The sequence below is a fragment of the Pseudomonas sp. HD6515 genome (assembly GCF_024971855.1).
Lineage (GTDB): Bacteria > Pseudomonadota > Gammaproteobacteria > Pseudomonadales > Pseudomonadaceae > Aquipseudomonas > Aquipseudomonas alloputida.
The window spans coordinates 4130713-4153219 of the sequence record NZ_CP079827.1 but is presented as its reverse complement, the minus strand read 5'-3'; the positions used below and the strand labels follow the sequence as shown (position 1 = coordinate 4153219).

Annotated in this window: 29 protein-coding genes; 15 read left to right on the top strand and 14 right to left on the bottom strand. The window is 56.7% G+C overall.

Annotated features, from left to right (window positions below; all coding sequences use genetic code 11):
• Positions 1-66: 66 nt before the first annotated feature.
• The 5 genes from KW568_RS19290 to KW568_RS19270 form a co-directional block, all read right to left on the bottom strand.
• A complete protein-coding gene (locus tag KW568_RS19290; RefSeq protein WP_004573926.1) occupies positions 67-531 on the bottom strand; it encodes a hemerythrin domain-containing protein in 465 nt (154 codons plus the stop codon).
• Between the two features lie 93 nt (positions 532-624).
• Positions 625-2379, bottom strand: coding sequence for a glycoside hydrolase family 15 protein (locus KW568_RS19285; protein WP_004573928.1), 1755 nt, complete (start codon positions 2377-2379; stop codon positions 625-627).
• Between the two features lie 515 nt (positions 2380-2894).
• Positions 2895-3338 (bottom strand): DUF421 domain-containing protein, encoded by a 444-nt coding sequence (locus KW568_RS19280; RefSeq protein WP_004573931.1) that lies wholly within the window; start codon positions 3336-3338, stop codon positions 2895-2897.
• Positions 3339-3347: 9 nt separating this feature from the next.
• The gene (locus tag KW568_RS19275) at positions 3348-3800 is read right to left on the bottom strand and encodes a hypothetical protein (RefSeq protein ID WP_004573932.1); all 453 of its coding nucleotides are present in this window, start codon (positions 3798-3800) and stop codon (positions 3348-3350) included.
• Between the two features lie 65 nt (positions 3801-3865).
• Positions 3866-4369, bottom strand: a complete 504-nt coding sequence (locus KW568_RS19270; protein WP_004573933.1) for a CinA family protein — start codon at positions 4367-4369, stop codon at positions 3866-3868.
• A 153-nt stretch (positions 4370-4522) separates the two neighbouring features.
• Here KW568_RS19270 and KW568_RS19265 point away from each other — a divergent pair, with 153 nt between their 5' ends.
• On the top strand, positions 4523-4684 hold the full coding sequence (locus KW568_RS19265) for a hypothetical protein (RefSeq protein WP_198290782.1): 162 nt from the start codon (positions 4523-4525) through the stop codon (positions 4682-4684).
• Between the two features lie 53 nt (positions 4685-4737).
• On the opposite strand, the gene KW568_RS19260 is transcribed toward KW568_RS19265, so the two are convergent.
• Positions 4738-5595, bottom strand: a complete 858-nt coding sequence (locus KW568_RS19260; protein WP_004573935.1) for an SDR family oxidoreductase — start codon at positions 5593-5595, stop codon at positions 4738-4740.
• A 196-nt stretch (positions 5596-5791) separates the two neighbouring features.
• On the opposite strand from KW568_RS19260, the gene KW568_RS19255 reads away from it, so the two are divergent.
• The 7 genes from KW568_RS19255 to KW568_RS19225 all read left to right on the top strand — a co-directional run bounded on the left by KW568_RS19255 (position 5792) and on the right by KW568_RS19225 (position 9186).
• Complete coding sequence (locus tag KW568_RS19255; protein WP_004573937.1) at positions 5792-6316, top strand: hypothetical protein; 525 nt, start codon at positions 5792-5794, stop codon at positions 6314-6316.
• A gap of 32 nt (positions 6317-6348) precedes the next feature.
• Positions 6349-7404, top strand: coding sequence for a peptidase M42 (locus KW568_RS19250; RefSeq protein WP_004573939.1), 1056 nt, complete (start codon positions 6349-6351; stop codon positions 7402-7404).
• Between the two features lie 105 nt (positions 7405-7509).
• On the top strand, positions 7510-7794 hold the full coding sequence (locus tag KW568_RS19245) for a DUF6555 family protein (RefSeq protein WP_029380192.1): 285 nt from the start codon (positions 7510-7512) through the stop codon (positions 7792-7794).
• 45 nt (positions 7795-7839) lie between these two features.
• Complete coding sequence (locus KW568_RS19240; RefSeq protein ID WP_004573942.1) at positions 7840-7998, top strand: hypothetical protein; 159 nt, start codon at positions 7840-7842, stop codon at positions 7996-7998.
• 16 nt (positions 7999-8014) lie between these two features.
• Positions 8015-8239, top strand: a complete 225-nt coding sequence (locus KW568_RS19235) for a DUF2188 domain-containing protein (RefSeq protein WP_004573944.1) — start codon at positions 8015-8017, stop codon at positions 8237-8239.
• Positions 8236-8661, top strand: a complete 426-nt coding sequence (locus KW568_RS19230) for a hypothetical protein (protein WP_004573945.1) — start codon at positions 8236-8238, stop codon at positions 8659-8661. The genes KW568_RS19235 and KW568_RS19230 overlap by 4 nt, the downstream gene beginning before the upstream one ends.
• Positions 8662-8751: 90 nt before the next feature.
• Positions 8752-9186 carry a response regulator gene (locus tag KW568_RS19225; RefSeq protein ID WP_004573946.1) on the top strand — a complete coding sequence of 145 codons (435 nt, stop codon included), beginning with the start codon at positions 8752-8754 and terminating at the stop codon, positions 9184-9186.
• Here KW568_RS19225 and KW568_RS19220 read toward each other — a convergent pair.
• The gene (locus KW568_RS19220) at positions 9183-9599 is read right to left on the bottom strand and encodes a low affinity iron permease family protein (RefSeq protein ID WP_004573947.1); all 417 of its coding nucleotides are present in this window, start codon (positions 9597-9599) and stop codon (positions 9183-9185) included. The genes KW568_RS19225 and KW568_RS19220 overlap by 4 nt on opposite strands.
• Before the next feature lie 166 nt (positions 9600-9765).
• Here KW568_RS19220 and KW568_RS19215 point away from each other — a divergent pair, with 166 nt between their 5' ends.
• Positions 9766-11100, top strand: coding sequence for a sodium:proton antiporter (locus KW568_RS19215; RefSeq protein ID WP_004573948.1), 1335 nt, complete (start codon positions 9766-9768; stop codon positions 11098-11100).
• Between the two features lie 15 nt (positions 11101-11115).
• On the opposite strand, the gene KW568_RS19210 is transcribed toward KW568_RS19215, so the two are convergent.
• A complete protein-coding gene (locus tag KW568_RS19210) occupies positions 11116-11496 on the bottom strand; it encodes a response regulator (RefSeq protein WP_004573949.1) in 381 nt (126 codons plus the stop codon).
• Positions 11497-11679: 183 nt separating this feature from the next.
• On the opposite strand from KW568_RS19210, the gene KW568_RS19205 reads away from it, so the two are divergent.
• The gene (locus KW568_RS19205) at positions 11680-13227 is read left to right on the top strand and encodes a sensor histidine kinase (protein WP_004573950.1); all 1548 of its coding nucleotides are present in this window, start codon (positions 11680-11682) and stop codon (positions 13225-13227) included.
• 376 nt (positions 13228-13603) lie between these two features.
• Here the strand turns inward: KW568_RS19205 and KW568_RS19200 are convergent, their stop codons facing one another.
• Positions 13604-13822: a general stress protein gene (locus tag KW568_RS19200; RefSeq protein ID WP_004573951.1), complete on the bottom strand. Its 219-nt coding sequence runs from the start codon at positions 13820-13822 to the stop codon at positions 13604-13606.
• Between the two features lie 201 nt (positions 13823-14023).
• Positions 14024-14422, bottom strand: a complete 399-nt coding sequence (locus KW568_RS19195) for a response regulator (protein WP_004573952.1) — start codon at positions 14420-14422, stop codon at positions 14024-14026.
• A 266-nt stretch (positions 14423-14688) separates the two neighbouring features.
• Here KW568_RS19195 and KW568_RS19190 point away from each other — a divergent pair, with 266 nt between their 5' ends.
• Complete coding sequence (locus tag KW568_RS19190; RefSeq protein ID WP_004573953.1) at positions 14689-14967, top strand: hypothetical protein; 279 nt, start codon at positions 14689-14691, stop codon at positions 14965-14967.
• Positions 14968-15023: 56 nt separating this feature from the next.
• Here the strand turns inward: KW568_RS19190 and KW568_RS19185 are convergent, their stop codons facing one another.
• From KW568_RS19185 to KW568_RS19175, 3 genes are read right to left on the bottom strand one after another with little or no spacing between them, the layout of a single operon-like run.
• Positions 15024-16349, bottom strand: a complete 1326-nt coding sequence (locus KW568_RS19185; RefSeq protein ID WP_004573954.1) for an SDR family oxidoreductase — start codon at positions 16347-16349, stop codon at positions 15024-15026.
• Positions 16350-16381: 32 nt separating this feature from the next.
• Entirely contained in the window at positions 16382-16615 is a 234-nt protein-coding gene (locus tag KW568_RS19180) for a PLDc N-terminal domain-containing protein (RefSeq protein ID WP_004573955.1), read from the bottom strand.
• Positions 16616-16628: 13 nt separating this feature from the next.
• Positions 16629-17831, bottom strand: a complete 1203-nt coding sequence (locus KW568_RS19175) for a zinc-dependent alcohol dehydrogenase (RefSeq protein WP_004573956.1) — start codon at positions 17829-17831, stop codon at positions 16629-16631.
• Positions 17832-18040: 209 nt separating this feature from the next.
• Between KW568_RS19175 and ligD the strand changes: the two genes are divergently transcribed.
• From ligD to KW568_RS19155, 4 genes are all read left to right on the top strand, one after another.
• Positions 18041-20821 carry a DNA ligase D gene (ligD, locus tag KW568_RS19170; RefSeq protein WP_004573958.1) on the top strand — a complete coding sequence of 927 codons (2781 nt, stop codon included), beginning with the start codon at positions 18041-18043 and terminating at the stop codon, positions 20819-20821.
• Between the two features lie 4 nt (positions 20822-20825).
• A complete protein-coding gene (locus KW568_RS19165) occupies positions 20826-21050 on the top strand; it encodes a DUF2188 domain-containing protein (RefSeq protein ID WP_004573960.1) in 225 nt (74 codons plus the stop codon).
• Positions 21047-21481: a hypothetical protein gene (locus KW568_RS19160; RefSeq protein ID WP_004573962.1), complete on the top strand. Its 435-nt coding sequence runs from the start codon at positions 21047-21049 to the stop codon at positions 21479-21481. The genes KW568_RS19165 and KW568_RS19160 overlap by 4 nt, the downstream gene beginning before the upstream one ends.
• 83 nt (positions 21482-21564) lie before the next feature.
• Complete coding sequence (locus KW568_RS19155) at positions 21565-21975, top strand: response regulator (protein WP_004573964.1); 411 nt, start codon at positions 21565-21567, stop codon at positions 21973-21975.
• Positions 21976-22007: 32 nt separating this feature from the next.
• Here the strand turns inward: KW568_RS19155 and KW568_RS19150 are convergent, their stop codons facing one another.
• Positions 22008-22385, bottom strand: coding sequence for a response regulator (locus tag KW568_RS19150; RefSeq protein ID WP_004573965.1), 378 nt, complete (start codon positions 22383-22385; stop codon positions 22008-22010).
• Positions 22386-22507 lie beyond the last annotated feature (122 nt).

The following is a 22507-nucleotide window of genomic DNA, read 5'->3' as shown; positions in this document are numbered from 1 at the left end:
CTCGTTGTTCGATGTTTGAAAGTGGAGACCTGCCAGCCTTGTGAGTGCTGGCAGGGACTGGCCGTATCAGGCGGCCCGCTGCTCGCCCTTGAGCATCTTTTTCTGCGTTTCCATGGTTCGCCCAAGCTCCTCCAGAATGTCTTTGCTCAGGAGCTTCTTGGCCGTTGGAAATAGCTCGCCTTCTTCTTCCTCAATGTGATGCTCCAGAAGCTCTTTCATGACCTTTACACGACCGGCAAACTCGATGGTGCCGGTTTCGGTGTGAAGCAAATCGGGGAGTACGAGGGAGTCGACAGTCCGATGTTCTTCCTTAGCCTCGTAGTACATCTTCGCTTCTTCCTTACCTCCCGCCTGCTTGATGGCTGGATAGAGAATTTCCTCCTCGAGTGCCGTGTGAATCTGCAACTCTTGCTCGATGCGGTGCAGCAGTTCTGCGCGTTTTTTCACAGCCCTTTCGGTGGTGGTAGATAGCTCCTCAAGCAGCTTCTTTACCAGCTTGTGGTCTTGAATCAGTAAGTCGATAGCGTTCATGGCGTTACCTCATCACGGATTGAAAGAATGGAGAACTTGCCTGTGGTTGAGTCGTTGCCAATCGGGAGGGTTCATCATTCACGATGGTTGGCATCACCGATCAGGGCGACAACCACCGATGGCTAGTGCTGCCCGAAGCGCAGCCAAGTGGGTCAGACCCTGCGGTAGGTTGCCAAGGTACTCTCCACTCTCCGGGTCGATCATCTCCGAGTAGATGCCCACCCCCCGCGACAGCTCTTTCAGTGACCTGGAAAATGCAACCTCGGCTCGATCTTGCTGGCCAAGGATTGCCCAGGCTTCGATCAACCAGAACGTGCAGGCTAGGAAGCAACCTTCCTCCTCCTGAGCTTTGCTGTAGCGATAGTGGAAAGCGCCGGCGCCCAGCTCATTTTGAACAGCCTCCAGCGTGCTGCGCAGCCGATCCACGCTGGGGTAACCGAATCGAACAGCCAGTGCCACCGAAGCATCCAAGCGGTCACTGTCGGGGTAGAACAGGTAGGCCTGGTGTGCCTCGCTCCAACAGTTGGCCTCAATCCACTCTTTGATCCGTTGCCTCTCGCGATCCCAACGTTCCCGGCATGTAGTGGGAAGGTGACCGCCATCGGCCAATTCGATGGCCCGGCTCAAGGCTTGCCAGCAGCTGATTTTGGACATCGTGTAATGCTGTTTTTCCGGCAACTCCCAGATGCCAGCGTCTTCCTGCCTCCAGCAGTCGGCGCACTGGTCGGCAAGTTCGGACAGGATCATGGCGCTCGGCGAGTCGAGAATGTTGCCGCTGTCGATGAAGCAGCGGGCGGTTTCGAAAATGTCGCCGAACACACCATGCTGCAGCTGGTCGCGCGCGTCGTTGCCAACCACTGGAGGCGAGTTTTTGTAACCCGGGAGATCCACCTGGCGCACGCAATCACCAATGGCCCCATCCAGGGTATAAAACACCCGTGGCCCATGTTCATCCAGGCGGCGCAGCAACCAGGTAAAGGCAGCCTTGGCTTCTGGCTGCGCACCGATGCTCAGAAACGCTTCGATGGTGTAGCCGGCATCACGAACCCAGGCGAAGCGGTAGTCGTAGTTTTTGTTGCCACCGATTCGTTCAGGAAGCGATGACGTAGCTGCCGCCATAATGGAGCCGCTTGGAGAGGACAGCAGCAGCTTGAGGGCCAAAGCGTTCCGAACTATCTGGTGCCTGTATGGGCCGTCGTAGATAAGCCCCTTAGACCATTGGCACCACTCCCTGTGTGAGCCGTCGATTCGTTCATCGATCAAGGCTACTGGCGGTACCACCAGCGGCTCATCTCGACCTGCAATGATCGCGACCACAGAGCGCTGTCCAGCGGCAACGGTAAGGGATGCACGCACGCCCATGTCGTTCTTGCGTTCGATGTGTACTTGGTCGTCGTGCAGGAACATGCCAAGTATGCGCCCAGCATGAAAGACGCAGGCGTTGTCGTTCGGCGCTACATAGGGGCTGACCGTATCGGCCTGGGTTCCGAAATCGATGGCGATCTGAAAATCCACTTGTCCTTCGACGCCCTCGATACGCCTGGCCAGTTCTGCCCACGGCAACCTGCCAGCAGGGCCGCTGTTCAGGGATTCTGTGAGTCGAGCGCGACCATCACCCGTGATGAACGTCGTTTCGAGAACGTTGCTGTCAGGAAGATAACGGCGCTCGGCAACGAACGACTCGATGGGGGTGATGGAGAAGCAGCCGCCTGTTTGCGGGGCCAGCAGTTTGTCGAACAGGGGTGGGGAGTCCATGTGGGGTACGCACCACCAGTCAATGGAACCGTCCAGGCCAATCAGTGCCACAGAGCGCCCATCGCCGAGCGCACCATACTGCTCCAGGGGCAACCATCCACCCTCATCTCTCTGAGGCGCACCCTGTTGAGCGTCTACTGGTTCTCTTTCCATCGGTATGCCTTCGAGATCACGTGTTCTGATTCCGACATGGCTATCTAGCTCTGGTTCGTCTTATGTGAGCGCTGCGCAAATAGAGGGAATTTAGGATTGGTATGTATATCTCATGTAAAGCGAGACACAAGGGAGCTTCGTGACCTCGCATTTACCCTGCAGGGAACAAGAACAAAAGGGGGTTTACATGAGCTGTCTGATTTGCGCCGGGCAAGCTGAGTCCGTCGAATGCATCGGTGGTTGGGAAGAGCGACGCTGTTCTCAATGCGGCTGTTACCGAATGTCCCAGTCGCTCATTGTGCTGATGATGGAAGAGGGTCAGATTTTTGATACCGAGCGGATGCGGGCCTGGCTAATATCTCGGCGCGAACTGATGCCCGTACCTACCATAGACCATAGCCAGGCGATATTGGCACTCTGAACGGCCTGGGCTCTGCGAGGAGTAGCGCCGTGCCTTACTCGACAGGAATGATCGAAATCTTTCCATTTCGTTCGACGATAGCGAACTTGACCTGCTCAATATTTTCGATGCCTTGGCTGTCCCGCGCTGACTCAAGGATATCGTCCTCCGTGAGTCGTGCCCGACGCATGCGGTGATGCAGAAAGCGCCCATTCTCTACAACCAGGGTAGCGTGCCCGTCCAGAAGTCTGGCTAAGGGCTTGGAGTTGAGCTTTGCGAGTGAAAGACCGACGTCCAAAACGATCAGCGTGGCAATTACCAGCATGGCATTGGTGAACGAAAAGTCTTCGCCTAGAAGAGCCTGCTGGGTGGCCTCCCCGATGATCAGCAGCAAGACGAAGTCAAAGGTCGTCAGGTCGGCCAGTGAGCGCCGCCCGGCTACGCGAAACAGCAGCATAAGGGCGACGTACATCCCGGCTGCGCGGAGGATCGAATCCATGACGCACTCCTAGGGGTAAAGGAATGTGGAGAAGTGAACGGCGCTTTCAGGGCCAGCCATGACGCTGCCCTTCAGGGTTCCCACGTGCTCACTTCGAAGGGTTAGGTACAAGGTGGCGACCCCATCTTGCTTAGTACCTAATTGGAACAGCATGGCCTGGCCATGCGACATCGACCGTTGTGGCTCCGGTTGCAACGTCTCGATACTGGCGTCACGGAGCAATGACCCCTCGAGTTGCACCTCCACCGGCTGACCAGGGATACCCTGAACGGTGATGAAAAGACTGTCTGTCGTGCCGCTTCGGCTGAGGCGCTGGTACTCAACCCGTACCCGGCCATCCTGGCTCACCACCTGGGCATCGCTCAATGGGCCATTACCGAACAGGCCTGCCAAGGCAAGCAATACGATGGCCACGAGCACGTACCACCCCACGCGCTCGAAGCGCCAGACACGCTGTTGCATCGGCATATCTTCTTGAACAGGGTGACGCCTGGATAGCAGTTCATCTTCCGACATGATCCCAGCCCTCAAGCGCGCTCACCGCGTAGCCAGCGCTGGTGATAGTGGGAAAGCCGGGTCAATCCGAACAGGGCGCCTTGACGCATGACTTCAGACCGCTCGCCGAAGAAACGTTGAGTGCGTGTGAAAACGGCAATTGGCTCGCCGGCGAAAGCCCACGCAAAGCACATCGTCCCCGGTGGTATCCCTGATTCGGGCGCAGGCCCGGCTACCCCGGTGGTGGCGATCACCACATTCGCATCACTGTCTCTCAAGGCGCCCAAGGCCATTTCCCAGGCTACTGCTTCGCTGGTCAGGCCGTATCGTTCGATGGTTTCGGCGCTGACCCCCAGCAGGCGTTTCTTGGCGCTGGGGGAGTAGACGACGTAGCCGCTTTCCAGCACCTCTCCTGTACCCGGTACCGCCGCCAACAAAGCCACCATGCAGCCCGCAGTGCACGACTCTGCTGTGGTCAAGATCAATCGGTTGTCTTTGAGATAGCCGAGGGCGGCCAGTACAGGGTCGTTTACCATTCCAGAATCGACTCGCTTGTTTTGCGGTGGACGCGATCCTGGGGTAATTGGTTCATCGCCCCTGTTGCCCGCCCATCTCCTGAAGTGTCACTGACCTGAACTTTGCTCCGTAGATTGGCTTCCCTTGTTCAAAGGCAATGGGAGGAGAGCAACATGAAGAAAGAGAGCGACAGGCAAAAAGAAGGTGCGCAGACAAGGCCGCATGGGGAAGAGGAGCGAGACAACGATGCCCATCGTCCGGATGGATCCACCGGCACATCACATGACTCGACAGCGCAAAAAACGGCCCGTGATCACGATCAGCACAAACGCTGAGACTGCCACGCAAAAAGAGGGTAAGGCTCGCCAGCACGGCGAGCCTTCATTCGCTAAAGGATCGGTTTGCCGCCAGTCACTGCGTAACGTGACCCACTGATGTAACTGGCCTCGTCGGAACCCAGCAGCACGTAAATCGGAGCGACCTCCACCGGTTGTCCAGGACGACCCAATGGTGTTTTGGAACCAAACTGTGTGACCGCTTCGTCTGGCATGGTAGAAGGAATTAGAGGCGTCCAGATAGGCCCTGGCGCAACGCTGTTGACCCGAATACCTTTCTTGCCTAGCAACTGAGCCAGGCCAGCAGTGAAGTTGGCAATGGCTCCTTTGGTCGTGGCATAGGCCAGCAGGCTTGGGGAGGGATCGTCGGAATTGACCGAGCTCGTATTGATGATCGAACTGCCCTTGGACATGGAAGGCAGGGCCGCCTGGCAAATACGGAAGATGGCGGTGATGTTGGTATCGAAGGTCTTCACCCATTCATCATCGTCGATTTCCTCCAGGGTCTCGTGAGACATCTGGAACGCCGCGTTGTTGACCAGGATGTCGATACGCCCGAACTGGCTGACTGTTTTTTCGACGATGTCGTAGCAATGCTGTTTCTGCGCCAGATCTCCGGGCAACAGCAGGCATTGACGGCCTGCAGACTCAACCCAGCGCGCGGTTTCTTGCGCGTCTTCATGCTCATTCAGATAAGCGATGGCGACGTCGGCTCCTTCACGGGCATAGGCAATCGCTACTGCCCGACCGATGCCGCTGTCTGCTCCGGTGATGAGTGCAACTTTGCCTTCGAGTCGATTGTGGCCGATATACGACTGCTCACCACAGTCGGGGTAGGGCTCCATCTTGCGCTGTGAGCCAGGGACATTTTGAGGCTGCGAAGGGAACGGCGGGGTAGGGAAGTCTCGCATGGTAGAAGCTCCTGCAGTTGAGAACGTTCATACCGGTTCGAAAGGCCTGGCCTCCGCGTGTTGGTTTCAATCTGCCGTTGGTACGACGAGCGGTGCGGGATATCAATCCAATTGAATTCCATGCTCCATCGCCTGTTCTACCGGACTCAGCTCCAGGCTCATCTCTTCGCTTGGAGCCTAATTCCCGGAGTAGCGAGTGCCTCGAATCATTACCCCTGCGACCCCTGAGCACGAGATCAGCGAGCACAATGCCAGGATGTTTGGCTCTCCCAAGGAGCGTCTGGATTTTTACCGGCGTGAGATCCAATACGAAACCAGCATCCTGGCCAACCGCACGGATGCCTATCTGGCGGCGCAGTCATTCCTGGTCATCGCCTTCGTCTCTTCCATGGGGAATCTCAATCAAGGATGGGGCGAGATGTTCACCCTGATCGTGCCCGCGTTCCTCGCCTTACTCGGTGTACTGAGCTCGCTCAACGCCTGGCCTGGCATCCGGGCGGCGTACAACATCATCGATCACTGGCAGCTCAAGCAGAGCCACCTGCTGCGCAGCGAGCCGCTGATGGGGTTGGCTTACGACGAGTCACCGCTGTTCTGTGAGGCGGAAACCTCGCGTGCAGGGCATCGAAAGTCATTGCTGTTCTCGCTACGGACGCCCTGGATCTTTCTGGTGTTCTGGGTGTTATTGGGTAGCTACTCGGTGTACATCCAGCTGGCCTGAACACGTTTGCGTGCAAACATGGAGGTAACGTTTTGAAGACTGAGGCACTACTGACCGAGCTCCTCAACGCCCGAGGGCCGGGCGGACAAGAAGATGAGGTGCGAGACATTTGCCTGCGGGAGCTCAGCCGTTTCTGTGAGGAGGCCCATATTGACCCTGCTGGAAATGTGGTGGGGGTGATTCGTGGGGGCCGCGCTTGTAGCCCCGAGCCAGCCATACGCGTTATGGCCCACCTCGATGAGATCGCGATGATTGTCAGAAATGTGCTGGAGAACGGCACCCTGGAGGTGCTCGCTCTAGGTGGGTCGCAACCGATAAGCTTCGGCGTCTGCCCTGTCGATATTCTGGGCGATGAACACATCCTGCCGGGTGTTTTGTCCTACGGTTCAATGCACAACAGCGGTCGGACTTCGAATGGAAGAGACGTGCTGGCAGGTAATGTTCAGTGGAAAGATGTCTACATCGTCACGCGCAAGAGCAAGTCGGAACTCCAGGAGCTAGGCGTTCGGCCTGGTACTCGAGTCGTGCTCAGTCAGCACTGGCGTAAGCCCTTCAAGGTACATGACTGTATTGCGGCTCACTTCCTGGACGACCGAGCTCCGCTGAGCGCTGTCATTCTCTGCGCGGAGCTGCTGAGTAAACGGCGAGAAAGACTGAAGCAGGATGTCTGGTTCGTGCTTACGACGCTGGAGGAAGAGTCGAATGCCGGCGCCATGTACGCAGCTTCCCGGCTGCCCGGTGACACCACAATCGCCGTCGAGGTCGGCCCTGTACTAGAGGAGTACGGCACGGAGCTTTCGGTCAACCCGATCATCAATACCGGCGACCAGAAGGGATACTACAGCCGCACCGTGGTGCAGGGCCTGATCGCCGCTGGACGAAAGGCCGGTTATGAGCCCCAGGCGGCATTGCTCGTTGACTTTGCGTCGGATGCGAGTGCGGTATTGAGTGCCGGCATCGATGCCCGGGCCGGTTGCATTGCGATACCGACCGAGAATACCCATGGCTTCGAGATGGTGCATGTGGAAGGGATCACAGCCTGCGCTGAAACCTTGTTCGAATTTCTTACAGGCAGTCAGGACAAATAGCCCCCACGCGCCGTACATGCAAAGAATGCCTTACCGCCTGCCATTTCGATGGAATTATTTCTTCCTTGGTTTGCTCAATAACGCATGACTAGGGAGGGAATTCTGGTGATCGGACAGCAACTCTATGTAATTGAGTACGAGCTTCACAGTGAGCCTCGGACATTCATTATCCGTCTGGAGAAAATGGACAACGGCGCCGCATGGCACTGGGCCAGCTGTGATGCCGGCGTGGGCATCATTCCGCGTTTCAGTCAGCAGAACATCAAACTGGTCAGTCGCCCGATGGCTGAGCGGTATGGCATTGCCAAGGTGAAGTGGAGGCTGGCTGGAGAGGGCCCCGAATTCGTTCCGCAACCTATCGATGTCGGCAAATTCTCAGGTGCTACCTAAGGGGCCTGAGACCGGTATTCCATCAACGTGCCTGGAGGTGTTGCCATGCAGCCTAAAACCGAAGGCTCTGAAGAAAAAGGCCCAAGCGACGTGCCTTTCATTAACGATCCGGAAAAGCCCACGTCGCCGCCACTGAATGACGCTGATGCCACGGATGCGGCTGAGCCTGAAGAAGACCTTCAGGACGATGGCCAATCCCTTTAGAGAGGAGAACCAGCTGATGGATAGTTATCACCTCAGCCCGACTTCGGATGGCTGGGAATTGAAGAAAGTCGGTGCTGAGCGAGCCTCAAAACGAGCCGCCACGAAGCAGGAGCTTGTCAGTGTCCTTGCAGATGTCTTCGAGGATAAGACGGCGTCCGTGAAGATCCACAAAGCGGACGGCACTCTCGAGGAGGAACGCACCTATCCACGTTCAGCTGACCCGCGCCGTAGCAAAGGTTGAAGACTATAACTGCCTGTGACCTCGACATTGAGGTCACGGATGCCCTTGGCGTGTTCAGATGGTTGTTGGCCAGCTTTCTCATGGGGAAGCGCATCCGCGCCACCGTAGCAGTGCAGGCGTACCGGACGCTTGTCGATCAGCAGGGCCTGGATACGCCGATTAAGCTTGCCCAGACTTCTCATTCCACGCTGGTCAAACTCCTCGGCCAGGCCGGCTATGCGCGCTACGATGAATCCACTGCCCGACGACTGCATGATCTTGGCAACAAGGTAGAAGTGGAACTGGTTGCCCAACTTGAGGCACTGCAGGAGGGGTCAGATGCTGAGGGATTTAAGCGCTGGCTACTGAGTTTAGAGGGCGTAGGCCCAAAGACCGTGGAGATTTTCATGCGTGAAGGCTTGTCCCATTTGACGAAGTTGTAAGGCCATTGAGTTTGGTGGCCTTTAGCCCCCATCGACGCATGTCCGGAAGAGTGAAACACTCGACCATTGGATTACGTACTGGAGAGGGTGATGAAGCTCGACATTGAGGGTTTGTCGCTGTCAGGGAAGACAGTAGTTGTCGTAGAGGATGATCCAACGCTTCAAGCCCTTCTGGTGGAAATCCTGATCGAGTTGGGCGCCACCTGCGATGCGTTCGATAACTCAGAAGATGCTTTGATTCACTTGATGGGACTCAAGAGCGACTGCTCGTTGATCGTTGTCGATCACGGTGTTCCGGGAAGCATCAAAGGTATGGAATTCATCTCCATGGCACACGAAAGGTGGCCTGGGCTACCCGCCATTCTGACCTCGGGCTATCAGCTGGATGCTTCTCAGGTCACACCACCTGTTACCTACCTCTTCAAGCCGTGGTCGATAGAGGAGCTCGCTCAAGCTATTGACCAAGCGCTTCCCCCTGCAGACGTACCTTCAACTCTTCTGCTGGGCCACCAACAAGGTCTCTAGCGCTGTAGGTTATCCCGAGCCACATCGTCCGTCTGATGCTCAGCAGGCGCCTGATGTTGGGGATCACATTCGCTGCCCATCGCCTGATATTGCTTGCGAAGTTTATGGATTTCCCGGTTATCGAGCGCTTCGAGATCCAATACCGACTGCTCCGCAGATTTCGTAGCGCGAATCAGTTCGTCGAGCTTCACGTGGATGATGTCGTTATCCCGGTTCTGGGTGTTCTGGATCAGGAAAACCATCAGAAATGTGATGATGGTGGTCGACGTGTTGACGATAAGTTGCCAGGTATCATTGTAGTGAAACCAGGGCCCAGAGGCCGCCCAAATGGCAATCAACACCACGGCGATCAAGAAGGTGCTCGGCTTACCGGCGTGGTTGGCGAGCCATTGGCAGAACTGGGCGAATTTCATGACGTAATCTCCACTGCGATCTATAGGGTTTGACCGCAGTGGAGCGCTGAAATCTTTTTTTACATTTCACCGAGGTATTGGGTGAGCCCACCAAGCGCAGCGGAACGACGTGGCCTGCCGGAAAGTCAAAAAAATACTCGAAAACTTTCCCAAGGCTTCTGCACAGATGACCTTCATCGTCTGGTTCGCCATGCTGGGCGCAGTCTTGCTGCTGCTCGCACTCTCATCCTCCTACCTACGCTGGATCCCTGTGACCTCGTCTGTAGTGTGCCTTGCCCTGGGCATCGTCCTGGGGACATCGGGGCTGGGTTTTCTTCAACTGGACGTGAGCAAGTCGAGCGAGTGGATGGAGCACCTCACAGAAGTCGCGGTGTTGTTTTCGCTGTTCTTCAGTGGTTTGAAATTGCGCCTGCCCTTGCACAACCGCCGTTGGTGCAGCGCCTTTTTTCTAGCCGGGCCGGTGATGTTGCTCTGCATCGGTGGGGTAACGCTGGTGCTGCACTACGGCCTGAACTTGGGGTGGGGCGTCTCGCTACTGATCGGAGCGATCCTCGCACCCACTGACCCCGTGCTCGCAACCCTGGTGCAGGTGGTTGATGCCCGGGACGATGATCTTGTCCGTTTCAGCTTGTCGGGTGAGGCAGGGCTCAACGACGGCGTGGCGTTTCCCTTCGTCATGCTTGGACTGTTCCTGCAACAGGACAATGGCCAGACTTGGTTCAGTGACTGGTTGCTCAAGGACATGCTGTGGGCAGTAACCGCAGGTCTAGTGCTTGGCTACTGGATGGGGCGCGGCCTGGGCAAGCTCACGCTGTTCTTGCGTCTGCGCAACGACGACAGCACCGTCTCGCCCAATGACTATCTGGCCCTTGCCCTGATTGCGTTGGCATACGTGAGCGCCGAGTCGATACAGGCTTATGGGTTCCTCGCGGTGTTCGCTGCGGGACTTGGTTTACGTCAGGCGGAGGTGCAGACCGCCAATAGCCCTGAAGCGCCGGCTGCTGAACATTTGGTACAGCCTGTGGTAGGTCACCAGCACGTGGCACCGGAGCTAGCAGTCAAAGGCGATCTGAAAGGGCTCGACGACTCGCAGGTAGCAGCGGGGATCATGTTGGGTGACATGTTGGCGTTCGGTAGCCTGATCGAACGGGCAATGGAAGTATTTCTGGTGACCCTGCTCGGGGTAGTGCTCATTGAGCATTGGGACTGGCGGGCAGTGCTTGTTGCCGGTGCTTTGTTTTTTGTCATTCGCCCCATCAGCATCCTGCTGTTCCCGGCTCGAGGAATGCTGGATATCCGCCAGCGTGGACTTTTAGGGTGGTTTGGCATCCGAGGTATCGGCAGCTTCTACTACCTGTTCTATGCCCTCAATCATGGGCTGCTTCCCACCTTGGCCGCGCAAAGCATCAACCTGGTGCTGTCCGTGGTGGCGTTGAGCATTCTGCTGCATGGGTTGAGCGTTCAACCGCTGCTAGCCAAATACGAAGCATGGAAGGGATAGGCAGTGTTCTTTGGATCAGGTTTCAACTTGCGGCGGGAGCGTTACTAATTTGTTGATCAGCGAGGCGAGATCAGAAATCTCCCAAGGTTTGGGGAGAAATGCTGTCCGAGCAGGCAGCAAACCGGTGTCGATTATTGCGTCGCCCGAAGTCAGAATCACTGGCAGGGTAGGCCATCGACGCCAAATCTCGTGTGCAAGGCCTAAACCGTCCATGCTTCCAGGCATATGGATATCGGTCATCACCAAGCTAGGGACTTCCTTATTGCAAAGGTAATGCAACGCCTCGTCAGCATTTGCGCAGCACGTCATAGCAACGGCGTAGAGTGACGAGAGGCTCTCGGCAGTTAGGTCTCTTAGGAGGTCGTCGTCTTCCACAATGAGGATGGTTTTCGGCATGTAGGGTTTGCTCGCGGGTCATATGCATTAGGGCTCTGGGCCTCTACGCCGTTGCTACTGGGCGATGAGTGGTGCGCTAGGCGCCGTCATGGATTAGCGGCTATGGTAGGAAAGCGGTAAGCGAACCGCCTGTACGCCCTGAAAGGATTCTGGGCGTTTCCCGTTAATCCGGAAGGGAAGACTATGCAGCAGCTACCAGTGGACGAAACAATCCGAGCGGCCTTGAAAAAGACTCATACGCGCTTGCACCGCCAACATGAGCTCGTGGTCGAGTTTGGCGTAATGTCCCTGAAGGCTGCGGACTTGGATCTGTTGCTGACCCGTGCATGTGAAGTAGTCGCTGAAGGAATGTGCACTCGTTTTTCCAAGGTGCTCCAGCCAGCAGAGGACGGGGAAGGGTTTGTTCTGACCCATGGCGTTGGCTGGGATGCTTCTGACATCGGGCGGGCAACCGTGGGCGGCGATGTGGCTAGTCCCGCAGGCTATGCATTGGCCACCTATAGGCCCGTACTCTCGAATCATTTGGGTATGGAAAATCGCTTTCGAACGCCGGAACTGCTCAAAAAATATGGAATCGAGCGGGCCATCAATGTCCCGATCCGGGGTGTGCTCAGCCCGTTTGGTGTACTGGAAGCCGACAGCAGCAACGGGGACGATTTCGTAGAGAGCGATCTGGTATTTCTGGAAGGCATCTCGAACGTCATTTCCATGGCTGTCGAAAGAATATCTGCAGGCGTGGATGTTCCAGTTCCCGACCCTTATTCCGAGACCATTCTGAACGCAAGCCCTGACTGGGTGGATATCCTGGCCCCGAGCGGCGAGATCGAGTTCATGAATGAAGCCGGGCTGAAATTCCTGGATACCCAACTGACCAGTGTTAAAGGTCAGCGATGGTATGACTTGTGGCCTGAGGAGTCGCGATCACTTGTTTGGGAGGCGGTAGCTAAAGTTAGCGCTGGCGAAACCATGAGGTTCGAATCGTACTGCCCAATCGCTCCCGATGAACCCAAATGGTGGGACGTGACTGTGGCGCCAATCATGGGCACGGATGGTCAGGTCGAACGGATCATAGCGGTATCACGGGATATCACTGAACGGCACCAGTACGAAGCTCAGCTGCTCTCTCTCATTGAGGCGCAGAACAGCAGGCAAAATCGAAGCGACCTTTATCTCGAAGAAATCCATCATCGCGTCAAAAATAGCCTCCACCTTGTAAACACCCTGCTGTTACTTCAAGCCAATCTCACGCCAGATGCGGCTGTTAAGTTGCAGCTCGAAACTGCCGCAGGGCGAGTGGTGACCATTGCCAGTGTTCACGAGAGACTATACCAGGCCGCCGAAGACCAAGAAGTACGCGCTCGCGATTACCTAAGTGCCCTGTTGGGTGATCTGGGCAAGGCTTTGGCCGACCGGCAAATTCTGTTGGAGGCTGACGACTTCGTCCTGCCACCTGAAAGAATGGCTCCCTTGGGGTTAGTGATCTCTGAGTTGATCACCAACTCCCTTAAGTACGGCAAAGGATCCATAGAAGTGATCGTCAAGCATGCCGGCGATCATGCTCAGCTCACCGTCAGGGATGAGGGCGACGGCTTTCCTGATAATTATCCTAAGCCGACAGGTACGGGGCTTGGCATGCGATTGGTCAAAAGCTATTCCGGCTACGGTAGCGCGGCAGTGGTGGTTGATCGGCAGGATAGTAAAAGTTGTATCCATGTACGCTTCAAACTCTAGGCGCGCCTGCGCACACCGATGGCACTTAGCCAAATGCGTATAGTCGTAATCAGGCTGATTCGAGACCTGGAATCATCATTGGAGGAGTAGGGGATGCGTAACTGGGGATGGCTGATGACTGCGGTAGGCTACGCTGGGCTTTCAGGAATGTTAGCCATAATCGGCGCTGCGGTTTCAGGGTTTCATAACCTCACTAGCCAGATGCTAGGGGTGAGCCTATTGCTAGCGGCAGCGTCATTGGCGCTGGTGCTTGTTGGTGGTCGTCTTCGAGCGAGAAGCAAACCCTTGTTGCCCATTTCGCTGTCTCCTTAAGACCGCTTTCATTTTCTCAAAAAGTGGCCAGAGTGCCAGGCACCCCGGCCAGCCTCATTTCAAGTTACCGGTTTTCGCTACCGCGCCCGCCGCCGTGGCTGTTTTGACCGCCTTTACGGCCTGCCTCTGAGGCGCGCTCACGGTCGTTGGCAAAATTGCCGCCTGAACTCTGCCCGCCTTTGCGACCTGCCTCCGACGCTTTCTCGCGATCATTGGCAAAATTGCCAGGATTGTTCTGAGCAGTACCACCTTGATGGCCACGATTGGTTTGGTTGTTAGCCATGATCTTTCACCTCATGTCGTCACACAGGAAAGTCTGTGTTCAACTCGGACGTCGGGGCGTGGGGTGTTTACTCCGTGGGTTCTTGCCGAGGCCGACGGGTTGCGCGAAAGAACTGGTGCAGGCGTGTGTGGCGTCCTTAAGCTTTGTTCGCGAACGTTTGGGAAGGATCAAGCTCGCATCCCGTCTGCAGACGCCGAATTTTCAGCCTCCGCCGGCGTGGTTAAGCTGAGCGCAGAGCAGTTCCTGGAGCTGGGTTATTGGCCACGGCTTAGGAAGGAACCGGGCACCTGGCGGCAACACTCTCCCTGCAAATTCGTAGTATCCGCTCATGACAATGATGCGCGTCTGAGGTTTTTGCTGGCTTGCCATCCAGGCAAGATCGACCCCATTGAGTGAACCAGGCGTTTGCACATCCGTTATCAGCAGCGTCCAATTTTGCTTCCTCAACGCCTCATTGCCGTCATCGGCAGTCGCCACCGCTGTCACCATGGCCCCCCATTCTTCCAGGTACAGGGTCAAAAGCTCTCGAATCATGGGTTCGTCCTCAACGATGAGAACAGTTGGGCGAATTATCTTCGCAGCGGAAAGCAGCTCTTTCATATGGGTACTCGGACATGCGGCTGCAGGAAGGGAGGGACATCCAGGTCTGCTTGCTTTCTTCCAGCAAGACGTAGCAGCGCGCCATCACTACGACATCGCCAGCGTTCAAGAAATTCACTCCAACTTGAGTCAGTGCCGTCCATACCCATCCGTGAGCGGAACCATAACGGGGCGACCTTCTGGACACATCGACGCCGCTGACACCGCTTTACTGAACCTCTGGAATCTTCGTGACTCAACCCTCCATCAGCGTGTGAGGCCTCCTGATGCGAACGTTCGAGAAAAACCTCTCTGCCGCCCAATTGCTGAAGCTCAACTGTCTGGCAGACTGGTACCGCGTGCTGAAAAGCAGGGCCTTCCGAATGGATTCGCCAGACGAATATCATGACGAATTGCTTCGCCAGGCCGATGAGATGGATCGTCGAGGGATTATCTGCTGGCAGGAATGGCGCGATCTTCGTCTGGAGGCTGACGCTGCTTACTTGAGAGCGGTAGCAGGGGAGGACTATCGCCCGGTTAATCCCACGAGCTCGTCAGCAAAGTAGGGATCGAACGTGATCTCGCAATGAAACCATGCTCATTCTCGGTACGCAGACCTCCTCTAGCTATCCCTGCGTCGTGAATGTGTGAGTGTAAAACCTACAAGGATTCCCAGCGCCGCTGCGCCGATCAGCAGCGGCGTTTTGTCTTTCGGCTTTCTCCAGCCTCCGTCGATACCCCTCCGGCCACTTGGAGGATCAAAGAGGTTGCCTGATGATGCTTCGGCTATGGGGCTGCGATTGATCCCCCAGCGCGTCAGCCTTCCTGACAACAGAGGCAGGCCTGGTATCAGGTAGCTGGCCAAATGCGCGAGGCGCGCCGCAACGCCAACCGTGGTGTGAGCACGAGGCGAGATTGCGCAGGCCACCATAGCCTTCGCCACCATTTCGGGATCGTATACGGGGCCTGGCGGTGTCAGCGCATGCCCGGTGTAATTGCCACCGTCTCGGAAGCCTGGTGTGTCCATGACTGCTGGATAGATATCGCACACATGGATGTTGGGAAACTCAGTCAGTTCGCCCCGCAATGCCTCGGTCATTCCACGCAAGCCGAATTTGCTCGCCGAATAAGCGGCGGCGTAGGGCTGGGCCACCCAGCTCCCCAGCGACAGCGTGTTGATCAGAATGCCGCTGCCTTGCGCCTTGAAGAAGGGAAGGGCGACATAGGCACCTCGCAGGTAACCGATCAGGTCAGTCTGGATAACCTGTTCGTGTGCCTCCAATGGGGTGTCCTCGAACTGGCCGACCGCGCCAACTCCGGCGTTGTTGACCCAGATATCGACCCGTCCATGGCCAAAGTCTGCGGCCTGAGCGGCCAGCGCTTGAACTTGGTCGCTGTGAGTGACGTCGGTCGTGATCGCTATGGCATCCGTACCGCAATCGGTGCATTCATCCAGGACGTCGAACAACGCCTCTTCGTCGCGTGCGGCCAGTACCAGGCGAGCACCTTTGCACGCAAAGGCATGCGCGGCGGCTCGGCCAATACCGCAGGAAGCACCAGTGATCACGACAACCTTGCCGCGCAGAGGCCCTTTGAGCGGAGCGCCACGGTCAGGCGCTTCTGGTTCCGCACCCGAGGCGTTGGGGTCAAGGGGGGCAATGGCGTCGCTGGCCTCGATCCGCGAGAGCTCAAGGGTGGTGCCAACGACCAAGGTCAGCGTCAGCCCTTCGACCGTGCCTGCCTCCCGGTTTGGAAATACGGGCTCACCTTCGGCATCCAAGCTGTCGTAGATGAAGCGCGTACCTTCCAGCCAGCCCACGGCGGTGAGAAGCTCAGGGCCGAGGTAATACTTCCCATCTTGAAAGAAGCCTGGAAACTGATGAGCGCGCTCCACGTTCTCCACGCGATAGCGCTCGCCTGATTTCATGCCGGTTGATTGATCGATCATGTTGAAACCCCTGTAAGTGGAGCTCGGAAATGTCAGCCTTTGCTGTGCTCGTCGGAAGTGGGCCCATTACCTCGCTTGATACCGCGCGGGCCAGCAACGCCCCAGATACCCAGGCCAACCAGGGGTAGCGCCAGGATCAAAAGCGCCCAGGCCGCTTTGACAGCATCGCTCTTGTCGCTCCGGAACACGCTGACGATGGCCCACAGGTCGACGAGCAGAAGAATGACCGCTATGGCAATCCAGAAATAGCTGGCGAGGCCGTTCATATGCTTGCCTCTTTTACACGTAGTCGGGGCCCAAGGTGCCCGCTGCAGCGCCTGGCACGAGGATGACCTTGCGGCAGTTATCCTGCTTCTGATCGAACATCTTGTAGCCCATGGCTGCCTCTTCTAGCGCAAGGCGGTGGGTGACAATCAATTCGGGCTGAAGGCGTCCTGCTTCGATATGCTCGAGCAACTCGGGAAGGTATTTTTGAACATGGGTTTGTCCCATCTTGAAGGTCAGGCCTTTGTCGAAGGCATCACCGAACATGAAGGCGTGTATGAACCCCGCATAGACCCCGGGCACGCTGACGACGCCGCCACGCCGCACGGCAGCAATGCTCTGTCGCAATGCTTTGCCACTGCTGCCTTCAATCTTGAGGGCCGTCATCACCGTTTCGGCAGTGCTGCCCTTGGCCTCGAAGCCGACCGCGTCGATCACCGCATCGACCCCGCGCATGCCTGGTGTCTGGCGGATGATGCTGTCGGCTGGATCGTCGTCCTGCTCGAAATTGATCGGTATGACGCCGTAAGCCTCGCTGGCGTAGGCCAGGCGGTAGTCGTTGTCATCGACCATGAAGATGGTCTGTGCCCCGAGCATTCGCGCACAGGCGGCACTCAGCAAGCCCACCGGCCCGGCGCCGTAGATCGCCACCGATGAGCCCTGGTGTATGTCGGCATTGATGACCGCCTGCCAAGCGGTGGGCAGAATGTCCGAGAGGAACAGCACCTTGTCATCGGCTATGTCGGTGGGCACTTTGAACGGGCCGACGTTGCCCTTGGGCACCCTGACGTAATCCGCTTGGCCGCCAGGGACACCGCCGTAGAGATGGCTGTACCCGAACAATGCGGCGCCCGGTGGAATGCCTTTCTTGTTGATGATCGAGCCACGACCTGTGTTGGTGGTTTCGCAGGCAGCGAACAGGTCGTGCTGGCAGAAGAAGCAGCTGCCGCAAGCGATTACGAAGGGAATCACAACGCGGTCGCCGATTTGCAGATTGGTGACGGCACTGCCGGTGTCTTCGACGATGCCCATGAACTCATGGCCGAAGATATCGCCAGCCTCGGTTTCTGGAATTTTGCCTCGGTAGAGGTGCAAGTCGGAGCCGCAAATGGCTGTGGCGGTGACCCTGAGGATAATGTCGTCTTCTTGCTCGATGATGGGATCAGGGACGTTATCGACTCTGACGTCGTTTGCGCCGTGGTAGGTGAGTGCTCTCATGAAAGTCAGCTCCTGCAGCCGCGTATTTTCGTGATTGGTATGCAGGTGAAGCCATGAGAGATGGCAAAGTTCAGACCAACAAGTCCGGTGGTACGTAAAACTCATTCTCGACTCCACCATTTCAAGCTGAACATTCCTGATCACACCGGTATCGAACGATTTGAGCCCGTGCAAGAAGAGCCAGGCCGATTGAGCGAGGGGGCGTGGCGATGGACGACACGATGTTGGCATTCATGGTGTTCGCTGCCTCACGGCCTGAGGTGCTTGAGCAGGTGCAAGCGCTTACAGAAGCGGATGCATTGGAGGCTGGCGAAGCACTCCCGGATCTGCGTGAAACCATGGCCGTACAGATCCTCCGTGCTGAAGCCAAGGATCAGCGCAAAACCCTGGGCAAACTCGTTGAAATGATTTTGGGCAAGGCCGTCATCGAGCCCGATGCTCCAACCAATGCCGATGCTTCCAGCCTTGAAAAATACAACCGGATGCGAGATTTCGACGCGTCTCCTGAGCCCTCTGGAAATCGTAAGCAGTCGAAGCGGAAGGTTCAGGCCCTCCAATTTTGCGTCCAGAAGCATGACGCCACGCGGCTGCATTACGACTTCCGCCTTGAGCTCGATGGCACTTTGAAGAGTTGGGCGATCCCCAAAGGGCCTTGTCTGGATCCGAAAGTGAAGCGGCTGTCGGTGCACGTGGAGGATCATCCATTGGACTATGCCTCGTTCGAAGGCACCATTCCCGAAGGCCATTACGGTGCCGGTGATGTGATCGTCTGGGATCGCGGCATCTGGATTCCTCAAGGCGATCCAGCTGAGGCATATAACAAGGGACGCCTGAAATTTCAGCTTCAAGGGGAGAAGCTGTCCGGCCTTTGGAACATGGTTCGAACCAACATCGAGGGTAAGCAGGAGCAGTGGTTCCTCATCAAGCATCAGGACGAGTCGGCTAAACCGCTGGCCGCCTTCGATGTAGTAGCGGAACAGCCGAACAGCGTACTCAGCGACCGTACCGTCATCCCCAAGAAACGAGGTAAATCGAAGTCATCAGCGTCCGTTGATTCAGCAGCTAAAGCAGAGCCGCTTCGAAAGGCTCATGCCGTGCCGGCAGACCTTCCAGAGAAGCTCGCACCGCAGTTGGCCACGCTCGTCGAGTCGAGTCCCCAGGGAAGTGAATGGCGCTTCGAGATCAAGTTCGATGGCTATCGGATGCTCTGCCGAGTCGAAGCTGAGGACGTGCGCCTGTTCACCCGCAATGGTCATGACTGGACTGATAAGCTGCCGAAGCAGGCCGCAGCCATCAAGGAGCTTGGCCTGGAAAGCGCCTGGCTGGATGGCGAGATTATCGTACCGAATGCTGACGGAGTGCCCGATTTCCAGCTGCTGCAGAACGCGTTCGACGCGGGCAAGAGCCAGGGCATCATCTACTACCTGTTTGACCTTCCATACCTCAACGGCGCCGACCTGCGCCTGGTGCCTGTGGAGCAGCGAAGAGCCGCTCTCAAGGAGATCATGGAGAGAAACGAACACCCCTTGCTTCGTTTCTCGGAAGACTTCACCGAAGACGTCGATGCGCTCATGAACAGCGCGTGCCAGATGAAGATGGAGGGCCTGATTGGGAAGCGCTCCGGTAGCCCCTACGTATCGAGGCGCAGCGACTCTTGGATCAAGTTGAAGTGTAAGCATCGCCAGGAGTTCGTGATCGTTGGCTTCACCGATCCGAAAGGTGCTCGCAGTGGCTTTGGAGCATTGGTGCTGGCCCTGACTAATAAGGACAGCGGAGAGCTTCGGTACGCCGGCAAGGTCGGTACTGGATTCACCGAGTCGACCCTCGCCACCATCTTGAAGAAGCTGCTGCCTTTGGAGCTGAAAAAGGTACCGGTGGCGAATCCGCCAAAGGGTGTCGACGCCAAGGGTATCCATTGGTTGAAGCCTGAGCTCCTGGCTGAGGTCATGTTCGCTGATATCACCTCGGATGGTGTGGTGCGACATGCCGTCTTCCATGGCATCCGCACTGACAAGCCCGCTAAGGACATCACGGAAGAGAAGCCGGCGCCCGCGCCGAAAAAAGCGACATCCGCCAAAGCGGAGGCGACCAAACCAACAAGCAGTAAGGTTAGGATCACGCACCCCGAGCGCGTCATCGATCCCAGCAGCGGCCTTACAAAGCGTGATCTGGCCGAATACTATGCCCAGGTCTCACCTTGGCTCTTGCCGCACCTGAAAGATCGTCCCATTGCGCTCGTGCGAGCGCCTGAAGGCATCACAGGTGAGCTGTTCTTCCAGAAGAATGCTGATCGCCTAGCGATACCCAACATCACGACCGTGCCGAAGGCTGAGGCAGGCAAAGCCGGCATGGTGATCAACAGCGTCGAAGCTCTGGTCGGGGCGGTGCAGATGAGCACCATTGAGCTGCACTCCTGGAACGGCACAACCGCTCGCATTGATCAGCCTGATCGCTTCGTCCTCGATCTCGACCCAGATCCTGCTTTGCCTTGGAAGGCGATGGTCGAGGCCACACAACTTACCCTGGTGGTGCTGGATGAACTAGGCCTGCAGTCCTTCCTGAAGACCAGCGGAGGGAAGGGTATCCACATCATGGTGCCGCTTACTCCGAAGGCTTCATGGGAAGAGGTGAAGTCGTTCAGCCAGGCGGTGGTGAAGTACATCGCCAAGCTCATCCCTGATCGATTTTCGGCTGTGCTCGGCCCGAAAAATCGCATCGGCAAAATCTTCATCGACTATTTGCGAAACGCTAAAGGCGCTACGACGGTCAATGTCTATGCGGCCAGGGCTCGCGAAGGACTACCTGTATCTGTCCCGATTTACCGAGAGGAGGTCGTCGAACTCAAGTCCGCAGCGAGGTGGAACATCACTAACCTCCAGGAGCGTCTGGATGAGCTCGGCAATGATGATCCTTGGGCGGATTTGGCCAATACGAAGCAGCTCATCACGTCAGAGATGAGACAGCGGATCGGCATGAAACAGAAGGAGTAGAACGATGGACAACTACCACGTCAGCCCCACTCCAGACGGCTGGGAGCTCAAGAAGGCTGGAGCTGAACGGGCTTCGAAACGCAGTACCACCAAGCAGGAGCTGGTGAGCTCATTGTCTGAGTTCTTCGAAGGTAAAACCGCCTCGGTGAAAATCCACAAGGCCGACGGCACCATCGAGGAGGAGCGTACCTACCCCCGCTCAGATGACCCGCGTCGTAGCAAAGGTTGAAGGACATAACTGCCCGTGACCTCGGCATAGAGGTCGCGGATGACCTTGGCCTGTTCAGATGGTTGCTGGCCAGTTTTCTCATGGGCAAGCCCATCCGCTCAACCGTGGCTTTAAAGGCATACCGAATCCTCGTCCATGAGCAAGGCCTGGATACGCCGCAGAAGCTTGTCCAAATCTCTCATTCGGTACTTGTCAGATTACTCGGTCAGGCCGGGTACAGACGATACGATGAATCCACCGCCCGACAGTTACATGCCCTTGGCAACAAGGTTGAGGTGGAACTGGCTGCCCAACTTGAGGCACTGCAAGGAGCCACAGGCATTGAGGGTTTTAAACGCTGGCTAATGGAGTTTGAGGGTATAGGCCCTAAGACGGTAGAGATATTCCTGCGCGAAGGTCGGGCCCATTTGACGACTTTGGTAGGCTTCTGAGCAGAGGGTGGCCTATAGCCCCCATCGACGTGCGGATACATGAGTGAAACACTCAGTGATTGGATTATGGACAGGAGTGGGTGATGAGGCTCGACATCGAGGGTTTGTCGCTGTCAGGGAAGACAGTGATCGTCATAGAAGACGATCCGACGCTTCGAACCTTGCTGGTGGAAATTCTTAGCGAATTGGGCGCCGCCTGCGCTGCATTCGATAACGCAGAAGATGCCTTGATCAACATGTTGGGCCTTAAAGATGAATGCTCGCTGATCGTTGTGGATCACGGTGTGCCTGGGAGCATTCAGGGAATGGAATTCATCTCCATGGCCCATGAGAGGTGGCCGGGACTGCCCGCGATTCTGACCTCGGGCTATCAACTGGACGCGTCGCAGGTGACCCCGCCTGTGATCTACCTGTTCAAGCCATGGTCGATTGATCAGCTAGCCGACGCAATATGTAAGGCACTCAGCGCTGCTTCCGTAGATACAGGCGAGTGAGTGATTAGGCATCTGCGCCCCCCATGGTTTGCTTAAGCCTCGATGGCGGGCAGGGTTACGAGCTTGTTGATCAGCGAGGCCAGATCGGTAATCCCCCACGGCTTGGGCAGGAATGCCGACCTCACCGGGAGTGAATGGGTATCGATGATTGCATGTCCTGACGTCAAAATAACGGGTAGGGTAGGCCACCTGCGCCAAATAACGTGCGCCAGACCTAATCCGTCCATGCTGCCAGGCATGTGGATATCGCTCATTACCAATGCAGGGGTTTCTTCATGCGAAAGGTGGTGAAGCGCCTCGTCAGCATTTGCCGTGGACGTAATGGTTACCGCGTAAAGTGACGAGAGACTCTCTGCGGTGAGATCTCTGAGTAGTTCGTCGTCTTCTACGATCAAAATGGTTTTGGTCATGCGTCGTTAGCTCGTCTCTGGTATGCGTTAGGGCCTCCCGGCCATACGACGTTGCTCCGAAGCGATGAGTGGTGCACCAAGCGTCGCTTGGGATTAGCGGCTATCGTAGGAAGGCGACAAGC